The following is a 13,062-nucleotide window of genomic DNA, read 5'->3' on the forward strand; positions in this document are numbered from 1 at the left end:
ATAACATTCGCTTAACTAAACAGCGACAGCCCGGGACTCCGCTTCTTGTCCTAAGCTGTCGCTGTTACCGTTTCCGGGAACACTAAACCCCATCTCTTGTTCATTATTGAGAGGCTTCTTCTCCGGCTTCCTTCACGATGTCCAGAAGCTCGTTCCACGTCGTGATGCGGGGAATGTCCAGATGGCGATTGTACGAGTTGTCCCGCACGTAGACTTTCAGCGGCAGCTCCGACAGCGTGTCGAGCACGGCAGGCTTGTCGTCGAAGTAATAATCGAGCTCCAGCTTGCGGATGATGTCCACCTTCTCGTGGTCCGCCATTCCGCAATAGAAGCGCCCGTCTTCGACCGGGAACCCCGCCTGCTTGATCCATTCCTTCGTTCTCTCGCAATATTCCGCCACGCGAGCCGTAATATAGTACACCTCGTGCCCTTGGCGCACGAGCTCCTGAAGCACTTCCACCGCATTCGGGAAAGGCGGGCAGTCCGTGTAATAAATCTCTTCGCGCAAGCTGTTCCACATCTTCGCGCCCTCTTCGCCGCTCATCCCGAACAGCTCATGGATCGGCACGCCGGTCAGCGCATGGAACTTCTCCGGTTCCACGCTCGTATTCAGCTTCTTCTGGTACAGGTTGAAGGCATGTTCACGCAGATTGATCAAAGTATCGTCGATGTCAAAGCCGAATCTCATGCACGTTCTCCTTATCCGCATATCGGGTGATGCTATTCATTCTAACAGAACCGCGGGGAAAAGGCATCGTTCGCATCGGCCCATTCGACATTAAGCGGGTTGGAGCGAAGCCTTGTTCCTCAAACGGAAGGAGTACCAAGCGACCCCCATGCCGATCAATCCCAACGAGCTGGCGAGCCATGGATTATAGAGAGGCGTCGCGCTAAGGTCGATCATCAGTCCGCCGGCTCCGGCCCCGGCCGCCAGTCCCAGGTGGGTGAACGATAGATTCAGCCCGAGGACGATCTGCGCTTTGCGGGGATCCAATTGAATAAAATAGGTGTTGATCGCCGGAGCCGACATGAACATGGAGAGCGCCCATAAGGTGATAACGATCAGCGCGAGCACGGTCGACCCTTGCAAGAGAGGAAGCAGAGCCAAAGCGGCAATATGAAGCGCCAAGCTTAGTACGAGCATCCGGGTCGTGCCCAGCCGATCGACTCCGGTACCTCCCAAGCGAGAACCCAGCATGCCGAATATTCCCAACGCCAGCAGCATCGCTCCGACTTCCCCCGTGTTCAGACTCAGAACGGACTGCAGAAAGGGAGCCATATACGAATAGATGATGGAATTGCCGGTGCTCCATAGGAACGACAGCACAAATGCCGTCAAGAGGATCGGATGGCCGAGCGCCGCGAGCTGCCTCTTGAAAGGAATAGGTTCATCCCCCGCGATCTCGGGCAGCAAACGGCGAAGCAGATAAGCGACCGGTATCGCCGCGGCTCCGAGCAGAACGAATACGGCCTGCCAATCCCACCAGCCGGAGATCGAGATCCCCAGCGGGACGCCGAGAACCATCGACAGGCTGAAGGCGAGGGCGATCGTCCCGATCGCTCGCCCCGTCCGTTCCGGAGGAACAAGCTTCGCCAACGAAGCGATCGCGACGACGGCATACACGCCGGAGCTGGTCCCGAGAACGACCCTGGAGGCGATCAGCATTCCGAAGGTGTGGCTGAACAAAGCGACGACGTTCCCGAGCGCGAAAACCAGAAGCGAGCCGACCAGAACGTTCTTGCGCGACAATCGCGAGGTCAGCGCGACGACGATCGGCGTTCCGATCGCGAAGGCAAGCGAGAAGGTAGAGATGAGCTGGCCGGCTAAGGACACGGAAACGTCCAAATCCTCGGCGATGATAGTCAGAATCCCGCCGACGACAATCTCCGAGGTGGCCGTAAAGAAGGCCCCGAAGGCTAATAAATAAACGGAAAATCGGTTCATGGCAATCGTCCTTCCTCTTGCGAATTGGATTTGATTGCCATTATAATTAATTCACTAACAAAAGGTAAGAAGGCAATTCATCTGGACATTATCCAGTTATTCAGACTAACTAACTAATTGTAAGCGAACAGGAGGATGGAAAAGAATGACGATTTCTCCCGGTACCCAGGATTCCGATACCCAGCATGTGAAGCTGGATCACCTCCTAGCCGTACCATCGGCGACGAATGAGGGCGAGAAAGAGGATCTTCAGCCGAACATCTGCGAGGTCCTTCAGATCCTCGGAGCGAAATGGTCCTTCATGGTCATCGCCCAGCTCTTCAAAGGACCTCAACGCTTCAAGCAATTGCTTCGCAACGTCGCCATCATCCGCACCCAGTCGCTCACGGATACTCTCCGCCATCTGGAGAAGACAGGCGTTGTGCACAGGGAAGTGTTCCCGACCGTCCCCGTCACCGTCGAGTACTCTCTAACGGAGAAGGGGAGAGACTTCCACTCCGTTCTCGAAGAGATGGATCGTTGGGCGGGCAAATGGAAATCCTGAATGACAGAAGGGCATCCCTCTGCCGGTAAACGACCGGAGGGATGCCCTTCTGCCACTGCTCCCGTATGTCCATCCACAATAAGGAAATACTAGCAGGGCAACCACCAACGTTTGTAGGAGGACATCGAAGAGAAATGACTTTCGCAACGAAATCCGCTAGAGCGCTGGCGCTTCTCGCGTTGACTGCCGTCCTGGTCGCGCCGGTCGCTCAAGCCAAGCCCAAGCATGACCATGCGCCGTCGCCAGCCCCGGCTCCGGCTCCGGAGACCCTGTCCGTCACGTCCAAGATCGTCAACGCCGAAGGCAAGCAGATCGGAACGGCCGTGCTGACGCAGATGGCCGACACGGTCCGCATCGAACTGGAAGCCCAAGGCCTCCCCCCCGGAACGCATGGCATCCACTTCCACGAAGCCGGCAAGTGCGAACCGCCTGCCTTCGAGAGCGCCAAGGCGCACTTCAACCCTGCCTCCAAGCAGCACGGCTTCCATAATCCGAAGGGCTTTCATGCCGGGGATCTGCCGAACATCACCGTCGGAGACAGCGGTTCGATCAAAGCGATCATCAACAGCCGCAACGTGACGCTGAAGCCCGGCCAGCCAAACTCCCTTCTCAAGGACGGCGGCACGGCTCTCGTCATTCACGAGAAAGCCGACGACTACGTGACCGATCCGTCCGGCAATTCCGGCAGCCGAATCGCCTGCGGGGTTATCGCGAAGTAAGGGCCGCGGAGCGCTCGGTCCGCCCATGCCGGCAGACCGGCGCTCCCGCCTATTCGTACGCATCCGCAACTTCAAGCCTCGCGTCGGCTTTCTGCCTCTTCGCTCGACCCTTTCTCATTCCGCCCATTACCGCCGATCCCCGACCGTCAAGCGATTTTCTCGACTATCGACGCTCACCTTGCCCTTATTCTCCCTGAGAATGGCTCCCCGTCCATTTAATATTCCTTTACAGGAATATTTAAATTATTATATATTGTAAGTAGAGATACCGTACCTGCAAGCCACGCTGAAGATGGGAATGGCCGAAGGGCTGACGATGACGCTGAACCATCTGGATGAACTGTTCCAAGAAGGAGCGATCCGATGAATCCGGAAGTGACCGCCCTTCCAAGGCTGCGTTAAGCTTCATGATCTTCAACGCGGCGGAGCTTGAAGCCCCGGAAGGCTTGTTCGAAGCCGGTCCGCCGGACCGCAAGACCATTAAGTTCAAGAACGGGCAAACGCTTGACGAAGTGCTTCTTCTCCGGCTGATCCGTCAAGCTTCGGAGACGTTGTAAGCCCGTTCCGCAACATGATTCTGGAGTGATGCCTACATGAATATAAGCGTGTTCGGCGCTCTTGCCGAGTCCAACCGCTTCGAGATGGTTGAGCTGCTGCTAAAGGGCCCCATGTCCGTGAACGAGATTGCCGACCGTCTGCATCTGAATCAGCCGCAGACCTCCAAGCACTTGAAGGTGCTGAGCGATGTCGGTCTCGTCGAGGTGCACAAGGTAGCGAATCGGCGTATCTATAAGCTTCGGGCCAGGCCGCTCGCCGAGATGGACGAGTGGCTCAGCTCCTTCCGCCGCCTGTGGGAGGAGAGGTTCGATCGCTTGGACGACTACTTAGCCGAGCTTCAGCGTTCCGCCGCTCCCGACAACGACAGCGATTAGGTCGCCAGACACCAACAGGACTGCATGAAGAAACCCGCAATAGCCGTGGATAACGGCTTTGCGGGTTTTTCTGCCTACCCATATAAAAGAAACGATTAGTGCTTCTCGAGAAGTCCGTTCTTCTGGTCCTCGAGCGCCATCGCGCGAACGATAAAGTGGCGCTTCTTCCCGGTTGCCGTGTACGGCAGCTCGTCGATGAAGCGGTAATACCTCGGTTTCTTGTAAGTCGCCAGCATGTTGTGCTCGCTGCAGTATTTGTTAAGCTCCTTGGCCGTAAGCGAAGGATCTTCCTTGACGACGTAAGCGACGACCGCTTCGCCGCGCAGCTCGTCCGGCACCCCCACGACAACAGATTGCTGCACCTTCGGATGCCGGTTCAGAATCTCTTCGATCTGCACCGGATGGATGTTCTCGCCGGAAGAGACGATCATGTCGTTCTTGCGTCCGACAATGGTGACGAATTCGTTCTCGTCCCACACCCCCATGTCCCCGATATAGATCCAGCCTTTGTAGAAGACTCTCTCCGATTCCTTCTCGTTGTTGACGTAGGTGTACGTCGTCTTGCCGGGAGCTCGAACGATGACCTCGCCCACTTCGGATCCGTCGCGGGCGACCACTTCGTGCGGCTCCGCCCGGCGATCCGGGAACACCTTGACCACGGCGACGTCGTCGTCCGTGCAGGCGCGTCCGGCCGAGCCGGCCATATCCGGCAGATCGTAAGGACGCAGGAACGTGTTCCAGAACGCTTCGGTCGTGCCGTAGCCGTTGAAGATGTTCGGCGTCAGCACCTTCTGGAACTTGATGCACGCTTCTCTCTCCAGCGGCGCCCCCATCGTGACGATTCCCTTGAGCCTGGACAGATCGACCGTGTGCTTCAACTGCTGGTCATGCAGCATCTTCAGCATCGGCGGAGCTCCGATCAGGAAGGTGACCCCCATTCTCTCGGCCAGCTCCAGACAGGTCTTCGGATGGAAGGAACGGAGAATGACGACTTCCGCGCCGATATAAAGCGTCGGTCCGGGACCGCCCGAGTGAATGCCCCCGCGGTGGAACCAAGGACTCATGTTCATCGTCTTGTCCATCGGGGTTAGCGGAAAATGCATCGCGACGTCATGGGCGGACAGGACGTCGTTGATGTTGTTCAGAGGAACTCCCTTCGGCCTGCCCGTCGTGCCGGAGGTGTACAGCCGGGTATTCTCGTCGTAGATGTGCATCGGCCTATCGATCTTCGGGTTCTCCTCGGACTGCCCGCCCGTGTAATCGGCGTAGGTGACATGCCCGGCCGGAAGCTCGGCGGAGCCCGACAGGTCGACCATGACGATACGGGCCGGCTTGTGGGCCGCCAACTCGAGCGCTTCCAGCGCCGTGTCCTTGATCTCCGCGTCGTAGAGATAGACGGAAGGGCGGCTGTCGTCGAGAATATAAGCCGTCTCTCCCGCGGACAATCGGAAGTTGATCGGGCTGTTGATCGCTCCGATCTTCTGCGGCGCGAGATAACTGAAGATAAATTCGGCGGAATTGGGCAATTGGTAAACGACGAGCTCGTTCTTGCCGATTCCGTCCGCCAGCATGGCGTTCGCCAGGCGATTGGCCTCTCGGTTCAATTCAGCATAGGTCAAGCTGAGTTCTCTCACCGGATCGCTTATGGCCGTACGTTTGGCGAAGCGGTGCACATTGCGCATGAATCCGCTCAGGTAAGTAAATTCGTATTCGAACGTGTCCTTGAACATCCGAACGTCGTACGTAAAATGATTTTCCATCTATATCATCCCTTCTAAGCGCTAAGTGAACGATATGTCTGAAACGCGGCTCGCAAAACTCGATAAATCCCTTCAACGGTCCGTTCCTATCGGCATATCTAAATTCAACAAAAGATTACTTCGAATAACGTCCTACGATGACGGAGGTATTCTGTCCGCCGAAGCCGAAGGAGTTCGACATCGCATAGTCGACCTTCGCTTCCCTGGCGGCGTTCGGCACATAATCCAAGTCGCATTCCGGATCGGGCTCCTCGTAATTCAACGTCGGCGGAACGACGCCTTCCCGAATCGCTTGGATGCAGGCGATGAGCTCCGTCACTCCGCCCGCTCCCATCAAGTGGCCCGTCGCGCCCTTGGTCGAGCTGACAGGGATTCGCGAAGCGGCTTCCCCGAACACTTCCTTCAACGCTTGGCTCTCCACCTTGTCCCCGAGAGGAGTCGACGTTCCGTGGGCATTGACATAGCCGATGTCGGCCGGAGCCAGCCCAGCCTCCTCAAGCGCCTGGCGCATGCACCAGATCTCCCCGCTTCCGTCCGGATCGGGGGATGTGACGTGGTACGCGTCGGTGCAATTCGCATAGCCGAGCAGCTCGGCTTTGATCTCCGCGCCGCGGGCCAGAGCCGAACTCAGCGTCTCCAGAATCAGCGCGCCGGCCCCTTCGCCCATGACGAATCCGTCGCGGTTCTTCTCGAACGGGCGGCTGGCCTGCTGCGGCTCCTCGTTGCGCGTCGACATGGCGCGGGCCGAAGACAGGCCCGCATCCATAAGGGCGCAGAGAATCGATTCCGCGCCGACCGCGACGACGGCGTCCGCTTGTCCGGCTCTAAGCAGAATGGCCGCCATTCCGACCGCGTCCGCTCCGGAGGAGCACGCCGTGCTCACCGTATAGCTCGGACCCTTGAAGCCGTTCGCGATCGCGATATGGGCCGCCGCGATGTTCGACAGCATCTTGGGAACCAGGTGCGGCGTCACCCGATAGCTTCCGCTTCGCGCGATCTGCTCTTGGGTGCCCGCGGCCGTGGAGATGCCTCCGAGCGCCGTGCCCAGCACGATTCCGATCCGGCTTCGCTGCAGGCCGTCGACGATCCCGCTTTGGCCAATCGCTTCCTCGGCCGCCGCGTACGCGAATTGCATGAAGATATCGGTCTGACCGACCAGCTTCTTCGGAAGATAGCGTGCGGGATCGAAATCCTTCACCTCGCCCGCGATCCGAACCGGAAGCCCTTCCGCATCGAATCGGGTGATCGGCCCGATGCCCGTCTGCCCGGCCAGAAGGTGGTTCCAATAGTCGGAGACCCCGATTCCGACCGGCGTAACGGCTCCCATGCCGGTAATGACGATTCGTTCTTTGACCATAAACTCAACCCACTCCCGTATGCCTCTTAACGGCTAGCGCTTCTCCGCAACCAATCCAGCCTCTTTCAAGCTTGCCCACAATTCGGGATGCCTGCGTTCCAGATTAAACGGCGACCCCGAGGGGTCAACGTAAGCATGCTTGGTCGTTCCTTCCGCCGCCAGGATTCCTCCTTCCTTGTAGATCCGATAATCGAAAGCCATGCGAGTCCGCGAGAGCTCCGCAAGCTCGGTTCGAACGACGATTCGATCCTCGGGGCGCAGCATCTTGCGATACTGGCAGTCCGCGTGAAGACAGACGAGAAAGATCCCTTGATGATGCCAAGCCGCCATATAGGGGAATCCATAATTCGCGAGAAGGCCCATCCGGGCATTGGTGAACCAGTCGAAGCTCCTCGCGTAATAATGAATGCCCGCGGCATCGCAATCTCCCCAAGTGACCGTCATCTCGAAGTCGAAGGCCGGATGCGGCGGGAGCGCCGGATGCGCTGCGTCCATTGAAATTCCCCCTTCCTGAAGTCCTATTCACAACTTAGTATACTCTTACTAGTAAGATATTTTAAGTATGGATTTTATGTAAGCCGCTTCGAACGCGTGCCATTAACGGGTTAGCCGAATAGAAAAAGGATTGCTCCTCAGTCTCAGACTGCGAAGCAACCCTTCTTATAGCCGGCTCTGCCGCTCTTAACGAAGCGTCTTCAGAGCGCCGCTCCAAGCGAGCACTTGATCGAGCATGCCGTTCAGGTTGGTCAGATGCAGATCGGCCGGCTTGAACGTGCCGTTCTCGAAGTCGGTGAACAGCGAGAGCGCCGGATGAACGCGAACGTCCGCAACGGACAGCTCGCCGAGAATGCCGCGGAGATGCTCCGCTGCGCGAGCTCCGCCGACGGAGCCGTAGCTGACGATGCCGGCAGCCTTGTTGTTCCAAGCTTCGCGAGCGAAGTCAAGGGCGTTCTTCAGCGCGCCGGTGATGCTGTGGTTGTATTCTTGAACGATAAAGACGAAGCCGTCCAAGCTAGCGAGCTTCGTGTTCCAAGCCGTCGCTTGTTCCGTTGCGTCCTCTTCGCCCAGCAATGGAAGCTTATAGTCCTTGATATCGACGATCTCATAGTTCGCGTCTCCGCGGCCGTCCGCGATGCGCTTGACCCATTCGCCTACCTGCGGGCTTACGCGCCCGTCGCGAGTGCTTCCCAGAATGATACCGATATTCAACTTCGACATCTTAATTCCCTCCTGCGGCTGTTTTCTTTAGAGTAAGGTTTACATCGAACCTGATCGTCATTCTTGATGTCGGATTAATCATAAATAAATCAATTTATATTGTCAAGGTACTTACTTAAAGTTTATACCGTTAATCCATAAATCATTCGTTGTCCAAGGCAAGGGTTGATGGTAACATAGGCTAGTCTTACTTGGCATATTCCAACTAGACGTATGCTCACACGATCGAGGTGTTAAGATGAATGCCGGACGCGAGCTTCGCGTAGCCAGCCTGACTTGGCCGATTCTTCTGGAGAATCTGCTGTTTTTCCTAATGAGCACCGCTGACACCTTAATGTTAAGCGGGGTGTCCGACGAAGCCGTATCGGCCGTCGGGGTCGCAACCCAATTTATTTTTATCGCCATCCTGATCATCGGGGTCATCAACAACGGAGCCGACGTGGTGGTTTCCCAATATCTCGGTTCCGGCAAACGTTTCGAAGCGTCGAAGATCGCCGCGTTGACGATCACGATGAACCTGCTGACGGGACTGGTCATGAGCCTTCTCTTCCTCCTGCTGTCCGAACCGCTGATGCGGATGATGAACCTTGAGGAGAACACGCTGGAGATGGCGACGACTTACCTTCCTATTATCGGGGGCTTTATTTTCCTCCAGTCGGTCATTAACGCATTATCCGGGATCATTCGAACGTACGGATATCCGAAGGAAGCGATGTACGTCTCCCTGGGCATGAACGTCCTTCATATCGCGATCAACTACCTGCTGATCTTCGGTCACGGGGGCTTGCCCGCGCTCGGCGTGGAAGGCGCCGCCTGGTCGACGGTCATCAGCCGGGGAGCCGCGGTCGTCGTCTTCTTCTGGATGGCTTATCGGATCATGGATTACAAGATTCGGTGGAGGGACTATCTGACGTTCAGCAAGGAGTTTCTGGGGAAAATCCTGAAGATCGGCATTCCGGTCGCGTTGGAATCGGTGTTGTATCATGCGTGCCAATCGGTGTTTCTCTATTATGTGGCGATGATCGGAGAGGCCGCTCTCGCTTCCCGCCAATATGCGATGAATATCTCCACCTACGTCTTCCTGTTCAGTACCGCTTGCGGCACGGCAACCGCGATTATCGTCGGCCGGTTCGTCGGCGGCTCGAAGCCCGATGACGCCTACAAACGGGTATGGATCAGCGCCCGTTGGATCTTCGCCATCACGGTCGCGATCGACCTGGCCATCATTCTGATCCGCCATCCGCTGATCGAGCTGTTCACGGACGACCGCGAGATCGTTCGGCTGGCGACCCAGATGATCGTGCTCAGTCTGGCTCTCGAGACCGGACGCTCCCTCAACCTGCTGTTCGTTCCCGTGCTTCGGGCGGCGGGGGACGCGAAATACACGGTCTACTGGGGCATCGTCTCCATGGTGTTCATGAGCCTGCCGCTCGGCTACTTCCTGACGTTCACGTTGGACATGGGACTCGCGGGAGTGTGGCTTGCCATCGCCGCCGACGAGTGGGCCCGCGGGATCATCATGCTGTTCCGCTGGCGCAGCGGGAAGTGGCGCGGCAAGGCTCTGGTGACCGCAAGCGAGCCTTCGGGAGCGGCGTCGGAGGCCTAAATACGGGTTAGACGAAAAAAGCGGATTAGATAAAATAGAGCGGATAAAGAACCTGACCTCTCTTCGATTACCGGAGAAGGCACGGGTTCTTTTCATTTTCTCGGCCGTTTTTCGGATCCGGGAGGGGAGGAAGACGTGCCTCTCTCCGGGAAGAAATGCCGTATTAATGGCCGGGGCAGGGCATAATAAGGCGATCTTCGGAGGGATTCGTGAAATACTCACAATTGTGAGACCTTACATTCAATGTTATAATGTCGAGAAATCACAACATTCATTTGGAGGATCTACATGAGCGCAAAGATTAGAGTAGGCATCGTAGGATACGGCAACTTGGGCAGAGGCGTGGTGTCCGCTATCGGGCAGAATCCGGACATGGAGCTGGTCGGCATCTTCACCCGCCGCGATCCTTCCTCGTTCGCATCCGAGAACGGCCTTCGTTTCTATCAAATCTCCGAGGCGGAGAGCTTTAAGGACAAAGTAGATGTCATGATCCTGTGCGGCGGCTCGGCGACGGACCTTCCGGAGCAAGGACCGGTGTTCTCCAAGCTGTTCAATACCGTCGACAGCTTCGATACTCACGCGAAGATTCCGGAGTACTTCGAGCAAGTGAACGACTCGGCCCTGACGTCGGGCAAGGTAGCCGTAATCTCTACCGGATGGGACCCGGGCCTGTTCTCGATCAACCGCTTGATGGCGGAATCCATCCTTAGCCAAGGCACGGATTACACGTTCTGGGGCAAGGGCGTAAGCCAAGGCCATTCCGACGCGATCCGCCGAGTGAAGGGCGTCAAGGGCGGCGTTCAGTACACCGTTCCTTCCGAATCCGTCATCGACCGCATTCGCAACGGCGAGACTCCGGAGCTGACGACCAGGGACAAGCATACCCGCGAGTGCTTCGTGGTCGCCGAGGAAGGCGCCGATCTGGAGCAAATCCGCCAAGAGATCGTCAGCATGCCGAACTACTTCTCCGATTACGACACGACCGTGAACTTCATTAGCGAAGAGGAACTGCGGAGAGACCACTCCGAGATGCCGCACGGCGGCTTCGTCATCCGCAGCGGCGTGACCGGCAAGAGCACCCGCCAGATTATCGAATATTCCCTCAAGCTCGAGAGCAACCCGGAATTCACCGCCAGCGTACTCGTGGCGTATGCCCGCGCGGCTTACCGTCTCCACGGCGAAGGCGTCTCGGGAGCGAAGACGGTATTCGACATCGCGCCGGGCTACCTGTCGCCGAAGTCTCCGGCGCAGCTCCGCAAGGAACTTCTCTAAGTTCCCATAAGCTCGTACAAGCTCATTTATTAAGCCAAGTCCGCTCGCCGGGCTTGGCTTTTTTGCATACGGGGCGGGCTTTTTTTGCATAGCAAATGAATATTGTGAATATTTCATAAAACATTTATTAACACTCGAAAAAATATTTCTATAGGCCTATAGGTTCACGCAGAGCGAATTTTCAGTTAAAATAGTGCAAATAAAAAGTGCATAAGTGCAAAAATCCTACCCATATGAAGGAGCACGCCCAATGACCACGCAAGTATCCGCCGATCATTACATCGACCAACTGTTTAGCAAGGTTCAACAAAAGAATCCGGGAGAGAGCGAATTCCACCAAGCCGTTTACGAGATTCTGATCTCTCTGAAGCCCGTGCTCGAGAAGCACCCCGAATTCATCGAACGCGGCATCGTGGAGGCTATCGTCGAGCCGGAGCGCTTGGTTTCGTTCCGGGTCCCGTGGGTGGACGACCAAGGCCGGGTGCAGGTGAACCGCGGCTTCCGCGTGCAATTCAACAGTGCCATCGGACCTTATAAGGGCGGTCTTCGCTTCCATCCTTCCGTTAACGCCAGCATTATCAAGTTCCTCGGATTCGAACAAATCTTCAAGAATTCGCTGACCGGATTGCCGATCGGCGGAGGCAAGGGCGGTTCGGACTTCGACCCGAAGGGCAAGTCGGATCTGGAGATCATGAGGTTCTGTCAGAGCTTCATGACGGAGCTGTATCGGTACCTTGGCCAAGATACCGACGTACCGGCGGGGGATATCGGCGTAGGAGCCAGAGAGATCGGCTTCCTGTACGGGCAATACAAGCGGATTCGCGGGGTGAATGAAGCCGGCGTCCTGACGGGCAAGGGACTCGAATACGGCGGAAGCCTCGCCCGCAAGGAAGCGACGGGTTACGGCTGCGTGTACTTCGTGGACGAGATGCTGAAGACGGTCGGACAGAGCTTCCAAGGCAAGACGGTCGTCGTGTCCGGCTCCGGCAACGTCTCGATCTACGCGATCGAGAAAGCGCTCGAGCTCGGCGCGAAGGTCGTGGCCTGCAGCGATTCCGGCGGCTACGTGTATGACCCGAACGGCATTAACCTCGATACGCTTAAGCAGCTCAAAGAGGTGGAGCGCAAGCGGATCAGCGAATACGTACGCATTCATTCCGGCGCGGAGTTCCATCCCGGATGCACGGACATCTGGTCGATTCCGTGCGATATCGCGCTTCCTTGCGCCACGCAGAACGAGATCGACGAAGAAGCGGCCAGGACGCTCGTTCGCAACGGGGTAATCGCGGTCGGAGAAGGCGCCAACATGCCTTCGACTCTGGAAGCGATCGACGTCTTCCTGCAGAACGGCGTCCTGTTCGGACCGGCCAAGGCGGCCAATGCGGGCGGCGTAGCGGTATCCGCGCTGGAGATGTCGCAGAACAGCATGCGCTACTCGTGGACCTTCGAGGAAGTCGACGCGAAGCTGAAGAACATCATGAAGACGATCCACAAGAACAGCGCCGACGCGGCCGCCCAATACGGCGTTCCCGGCAATCTGGTCGCCGGCTCGAACATCGCGGGCTTCCTTAAGGTCGCCAAGATTATGATGGCTCACGGCGTGGTTTAAAAGAAGCAAAAGAGGGGGCTATCGCGCGGCGATGGCCCCCTCTTTGCATATGGATGCTCCTGTTACGCTTTAGCATTGGGCAATTTCGCCAATGTCAGCA

Annotated in this window: 13 protein-coding genes; 7 read left to right on the plus strand and 6 right to left on the minus strand. The window is 57.0% G+C overall.

From position 1 onward, the window contains the following. Positions 1-103: 103 nt before the first annotated feature. Positions 104-688, minus strand: coding sequence for a 5' nucleotidase, NT5C type (locus tag ELR57_RS21155; protein ID WP_126961089.1), 585 nt, complete (start codon positions 686-688; stop codon positions 104-106). A 90-nt stretch (positions 689-778) separates the two neighbouring features. Further along, positions 779-1,945 carry an MFS transporter gene (locus ELR57_RS21160; protein WP_126961090.1) on the minus strand — a complete coding sequence of 389 codons (1,167 nt, stop codon included), beginning with the start codon at positions 1,943-1,945 and terminating at the stop codon, positions 779-781. Between the two features lie 145 nt (positions 1,946-2,090). Between ELR57_RS21160 and ELR57_RS28365 the strand changes: the two genes are divergently transcribed. From ELR57_RS28365 to ELR57_RS21175, 4 genes are all read left to right on the plus strand, one after another. Continuing rightward, positions 2,091-2,489 (plus strand): winged helix-turn-helix transcriptional regulator, encoded by a 399-nt coding sequence (locus ELR57_RS28365; protein ID WP_126961091.1) that lies wholly within the window; start codon positions 2,091-2,093, stop codon positions 2,487-2,489. 134 nt (positions 2,490-2,623) lie between these two features. Continuing rightward, positions 2,624-3,208, plus strand: a complete 585-nt coding sequence (locus ELR57_RS21170; RefSeq protein WP_126961092.1) for a superoxide dismutase family protein — start codon at positions 2,624-2,626, stop codon at positions 3,206-3,208. Positions 3,209-3,615: 407 nt separating this feature from the next. Next, positions 3,616-3,765, plus strand: coding sequence for a hypothetical protein (locus ELR57_RS27940; RefSeq protein WP_158630117.1), 150 nt, complete (start codon positions 3,616-3,618; stop codon positions 3,763-3,765). A gap of 36 nt (positions 3,766-3,801) precedes the next feature. Then, positions 3,802-4,140, plus strand: a complete 339-nt coding sequence (locus tag ELR57_RS21175) for an ArsR/SmtB family transcription factor (RefSeq protein WP_126961093.1) — start codon at positions 3,802-3,804, stop codon at positions 4,138-4,140. 95 nt (positions 4,141-4,235) lie between these two features. Here ELR57_RS21175 and ELR57_RS21180 read toward each other — a convergent pair whose 3' ends face one another. From ELR57_RS21180 to ELR57_RS21195, 4 genes are all read right to left on the minus strand, one after another. Then, positions 4,236-5,900, minus strand: a complete 1,665-nt coding sequence (locus tag ELR57_RS21180; RefSeq protein WP_126961094.1) for a class I adenylate-forming enzyme family protein — start codon at positions 5,898-5,900, stop codon at positions 4,236-4,238. 115 nt (positions 5,901-6,015) lie between these two features. Continuing rightward, positions 6,016-7,257 carry a beta-ketoacyl-ACP synthase II gene (gene fabF / locus ELR57_RS21185; protein ID WP_126961095.1) on the minus strand — a complete coding sequence of 414 codons (1,242 nt, stop codon included), beginning with the start codon at positions 7,255-7,257 and terminating at the stop codon, positions 6,016-6,018. Positions 7,258-7,290: 33 nt separating this feature from the next. Beyond that, a complete protein-coding gene (locus ELR57_RS21190) occupies positions 7,291-7,752 on the minus strand; it encodes an acyl-CoA thioesterase (protein WP_126961096.1) in 462 nt (153 codons plus the stop codon). 186 nt (positions 7,753-7,938) lie between these two features. Next, positions 7,939-8,475, minus strand: a complete 537-nt coding sequence (locus tag ELR57_RS21195; RefSeq protein WP_126961097.1) for an NADPH-dependent FMN reductase — start codon at positions 8,473-8,475, stop codon at positions 7,939-7,941. Positions 8,476-8,713: 238 nt separating this feature from the next. Here ELR57_RS21195 and ELR57_RS21200 point away from each other — a divergent pair, with 238 nt between their 5' ends. The 3 genes from ELR57_RS21200 (at position 8,714) to gdhA (ending at position 12,962) form a co-directional block, all read left to right on the plus strand. Then, positions 8,714-10,081: an MATE family efflux transporter gene (locus tag ELR57_RS21200; RefSeq protein WP_126961098.1), complete on the plus strand. Its 1,368-nt coding sequence runs from the start codon at positions 8,714-8,716 to the stop codon at positions 10,079-10,081. A 288-nt stretch (positions 10,082-10,369) separates the two neighbouring features. Further along, positions 10,370-11,353: a diaminopimelate dehydrogenase gene (locus tag ELR57_RS21205; RefSeq protein WP_126961099.1), complete on the plus strand. Its 984-nt coding sequence runs from the start codon at positions 10,370-10,372 to the stop codon at positions 11,351-11,353. A gap of 250 nt (positions 11,354-11,603) precedes the next feature. Then, positions 11,604-12,962, plus strand: a complete 1,359-nt coding sequence (gene gdhA / locus ELR57_RS21210; protein ID WP_126961100.1) for an NADP-specific glutamate dehydrogenase — start codon at positions 11,604-11,606, stop codon at positions 12,960-12,962. Positions 12,963-13,062 lie beyond the last annotated feature (100 nt).

This window comes from Cohnella sp. AR92, assembly GCF_003990975.1.
Taxonomy (GTDB): domain Bacteria; phylum Bacillota; class Bacilli; order Paenibacillales; family Paenibacillaceae; genus Cohnella.

Excerpts from the sequence above, each read along its gene's own strand:
- ELR57_RS27940 (WP_158630117.1), top strand. The coding sequence starts at position 3,616 with ATGATCTTCAACGCGGCGGAGCTTGAAGCCCCGGAAGGCTTGTTCGAA.
- ELR57_RS21160 (WP_126961090.1), bottom strand. The coding sequence starts at position 1,945 with ATGAACCGATTTTCCGTTTATTTATTAGCCTTCGGGGCCTTCTTTACG.
- ELR57_RS21205 (WP_126961099.1), top strand. The coding sequence starts at position 10,370 with ATGAGCGCAAAGATTAGAGTAGGCATCGTAGGATACGGCAACTTGGGC.
- ELR57_RS21190 (WP_126961096.1), bottom strand. The coding sequence starts at position 7,752 with ATGGACGCAGCGCATCCGGCGCTCCCGCCGCATCCGGCCTTCGACTTC.
- ELR57_RS21175 (WP_126961093.1), top strand. The coding sequence starts at position 3,802 with ATGAATATAAGCGTGTTCGGCGCTCTTGCCGAGTCCAACCGCTTCGAG.
- ELR57_RS21155 (WP_126961089.1), bottom strand. The coding sequence starts at position 688 with ATGAGATTCGGCTTTGACATCGACGATACTTTGATCAATCTGCGTGAA.
- ELR57_RS21200 (WP_126961098.1), top strand. The coding sequence starts at position 8,714 with ATGAATGCCGGACGCGAGCTTCGCGTAGCCAGCCTGACTTGGCCGATT.
- fabF (WP_126961095.1), bottom strand. The coding sequence starts at position 7,257 with ATGGTCAAAGAACGAATCGTCATTACCGGCATGGGAGCCGTTACGCCG.
- ELR57_RS21170 (WP_126961092.1), top strand. The coding sequence starts at position 2,624 with ATGACTTTCGCAACGAAATCCGCTAGAGCGCTGGCGCTTCTCGCGTTG.
- ELR57_RS28365 (WP_126961091.1), top strand. The coding sequence starts at position 2,091 with ATGACGATTTCTCCCGGTACCCAGGATTCCGATACCCAGCATGTGAAG.
- gdhA (WP_126961100.1), top strand. The coding sequence starts at position 11,604 with ATGACCACGCAAGTATCCGCCGATCATTACATCGACCAACTGTTTAGC.
- ELR57_RS21180 (WP_126961094.1), bottom strand. The coding sequence starts at position 5,900 with ATGGAAAATCATTTTACGTACGACGTTCGGATGTTCAAGGACACGTTC.
- ELR57_RS21195 (WP_126961097.1), bottom strand. The coding sequence starts at position 8,475 with ATGTCGAAGTTGAATATCGGTATCATTCTGGGAAGCACTCGCGACGGG.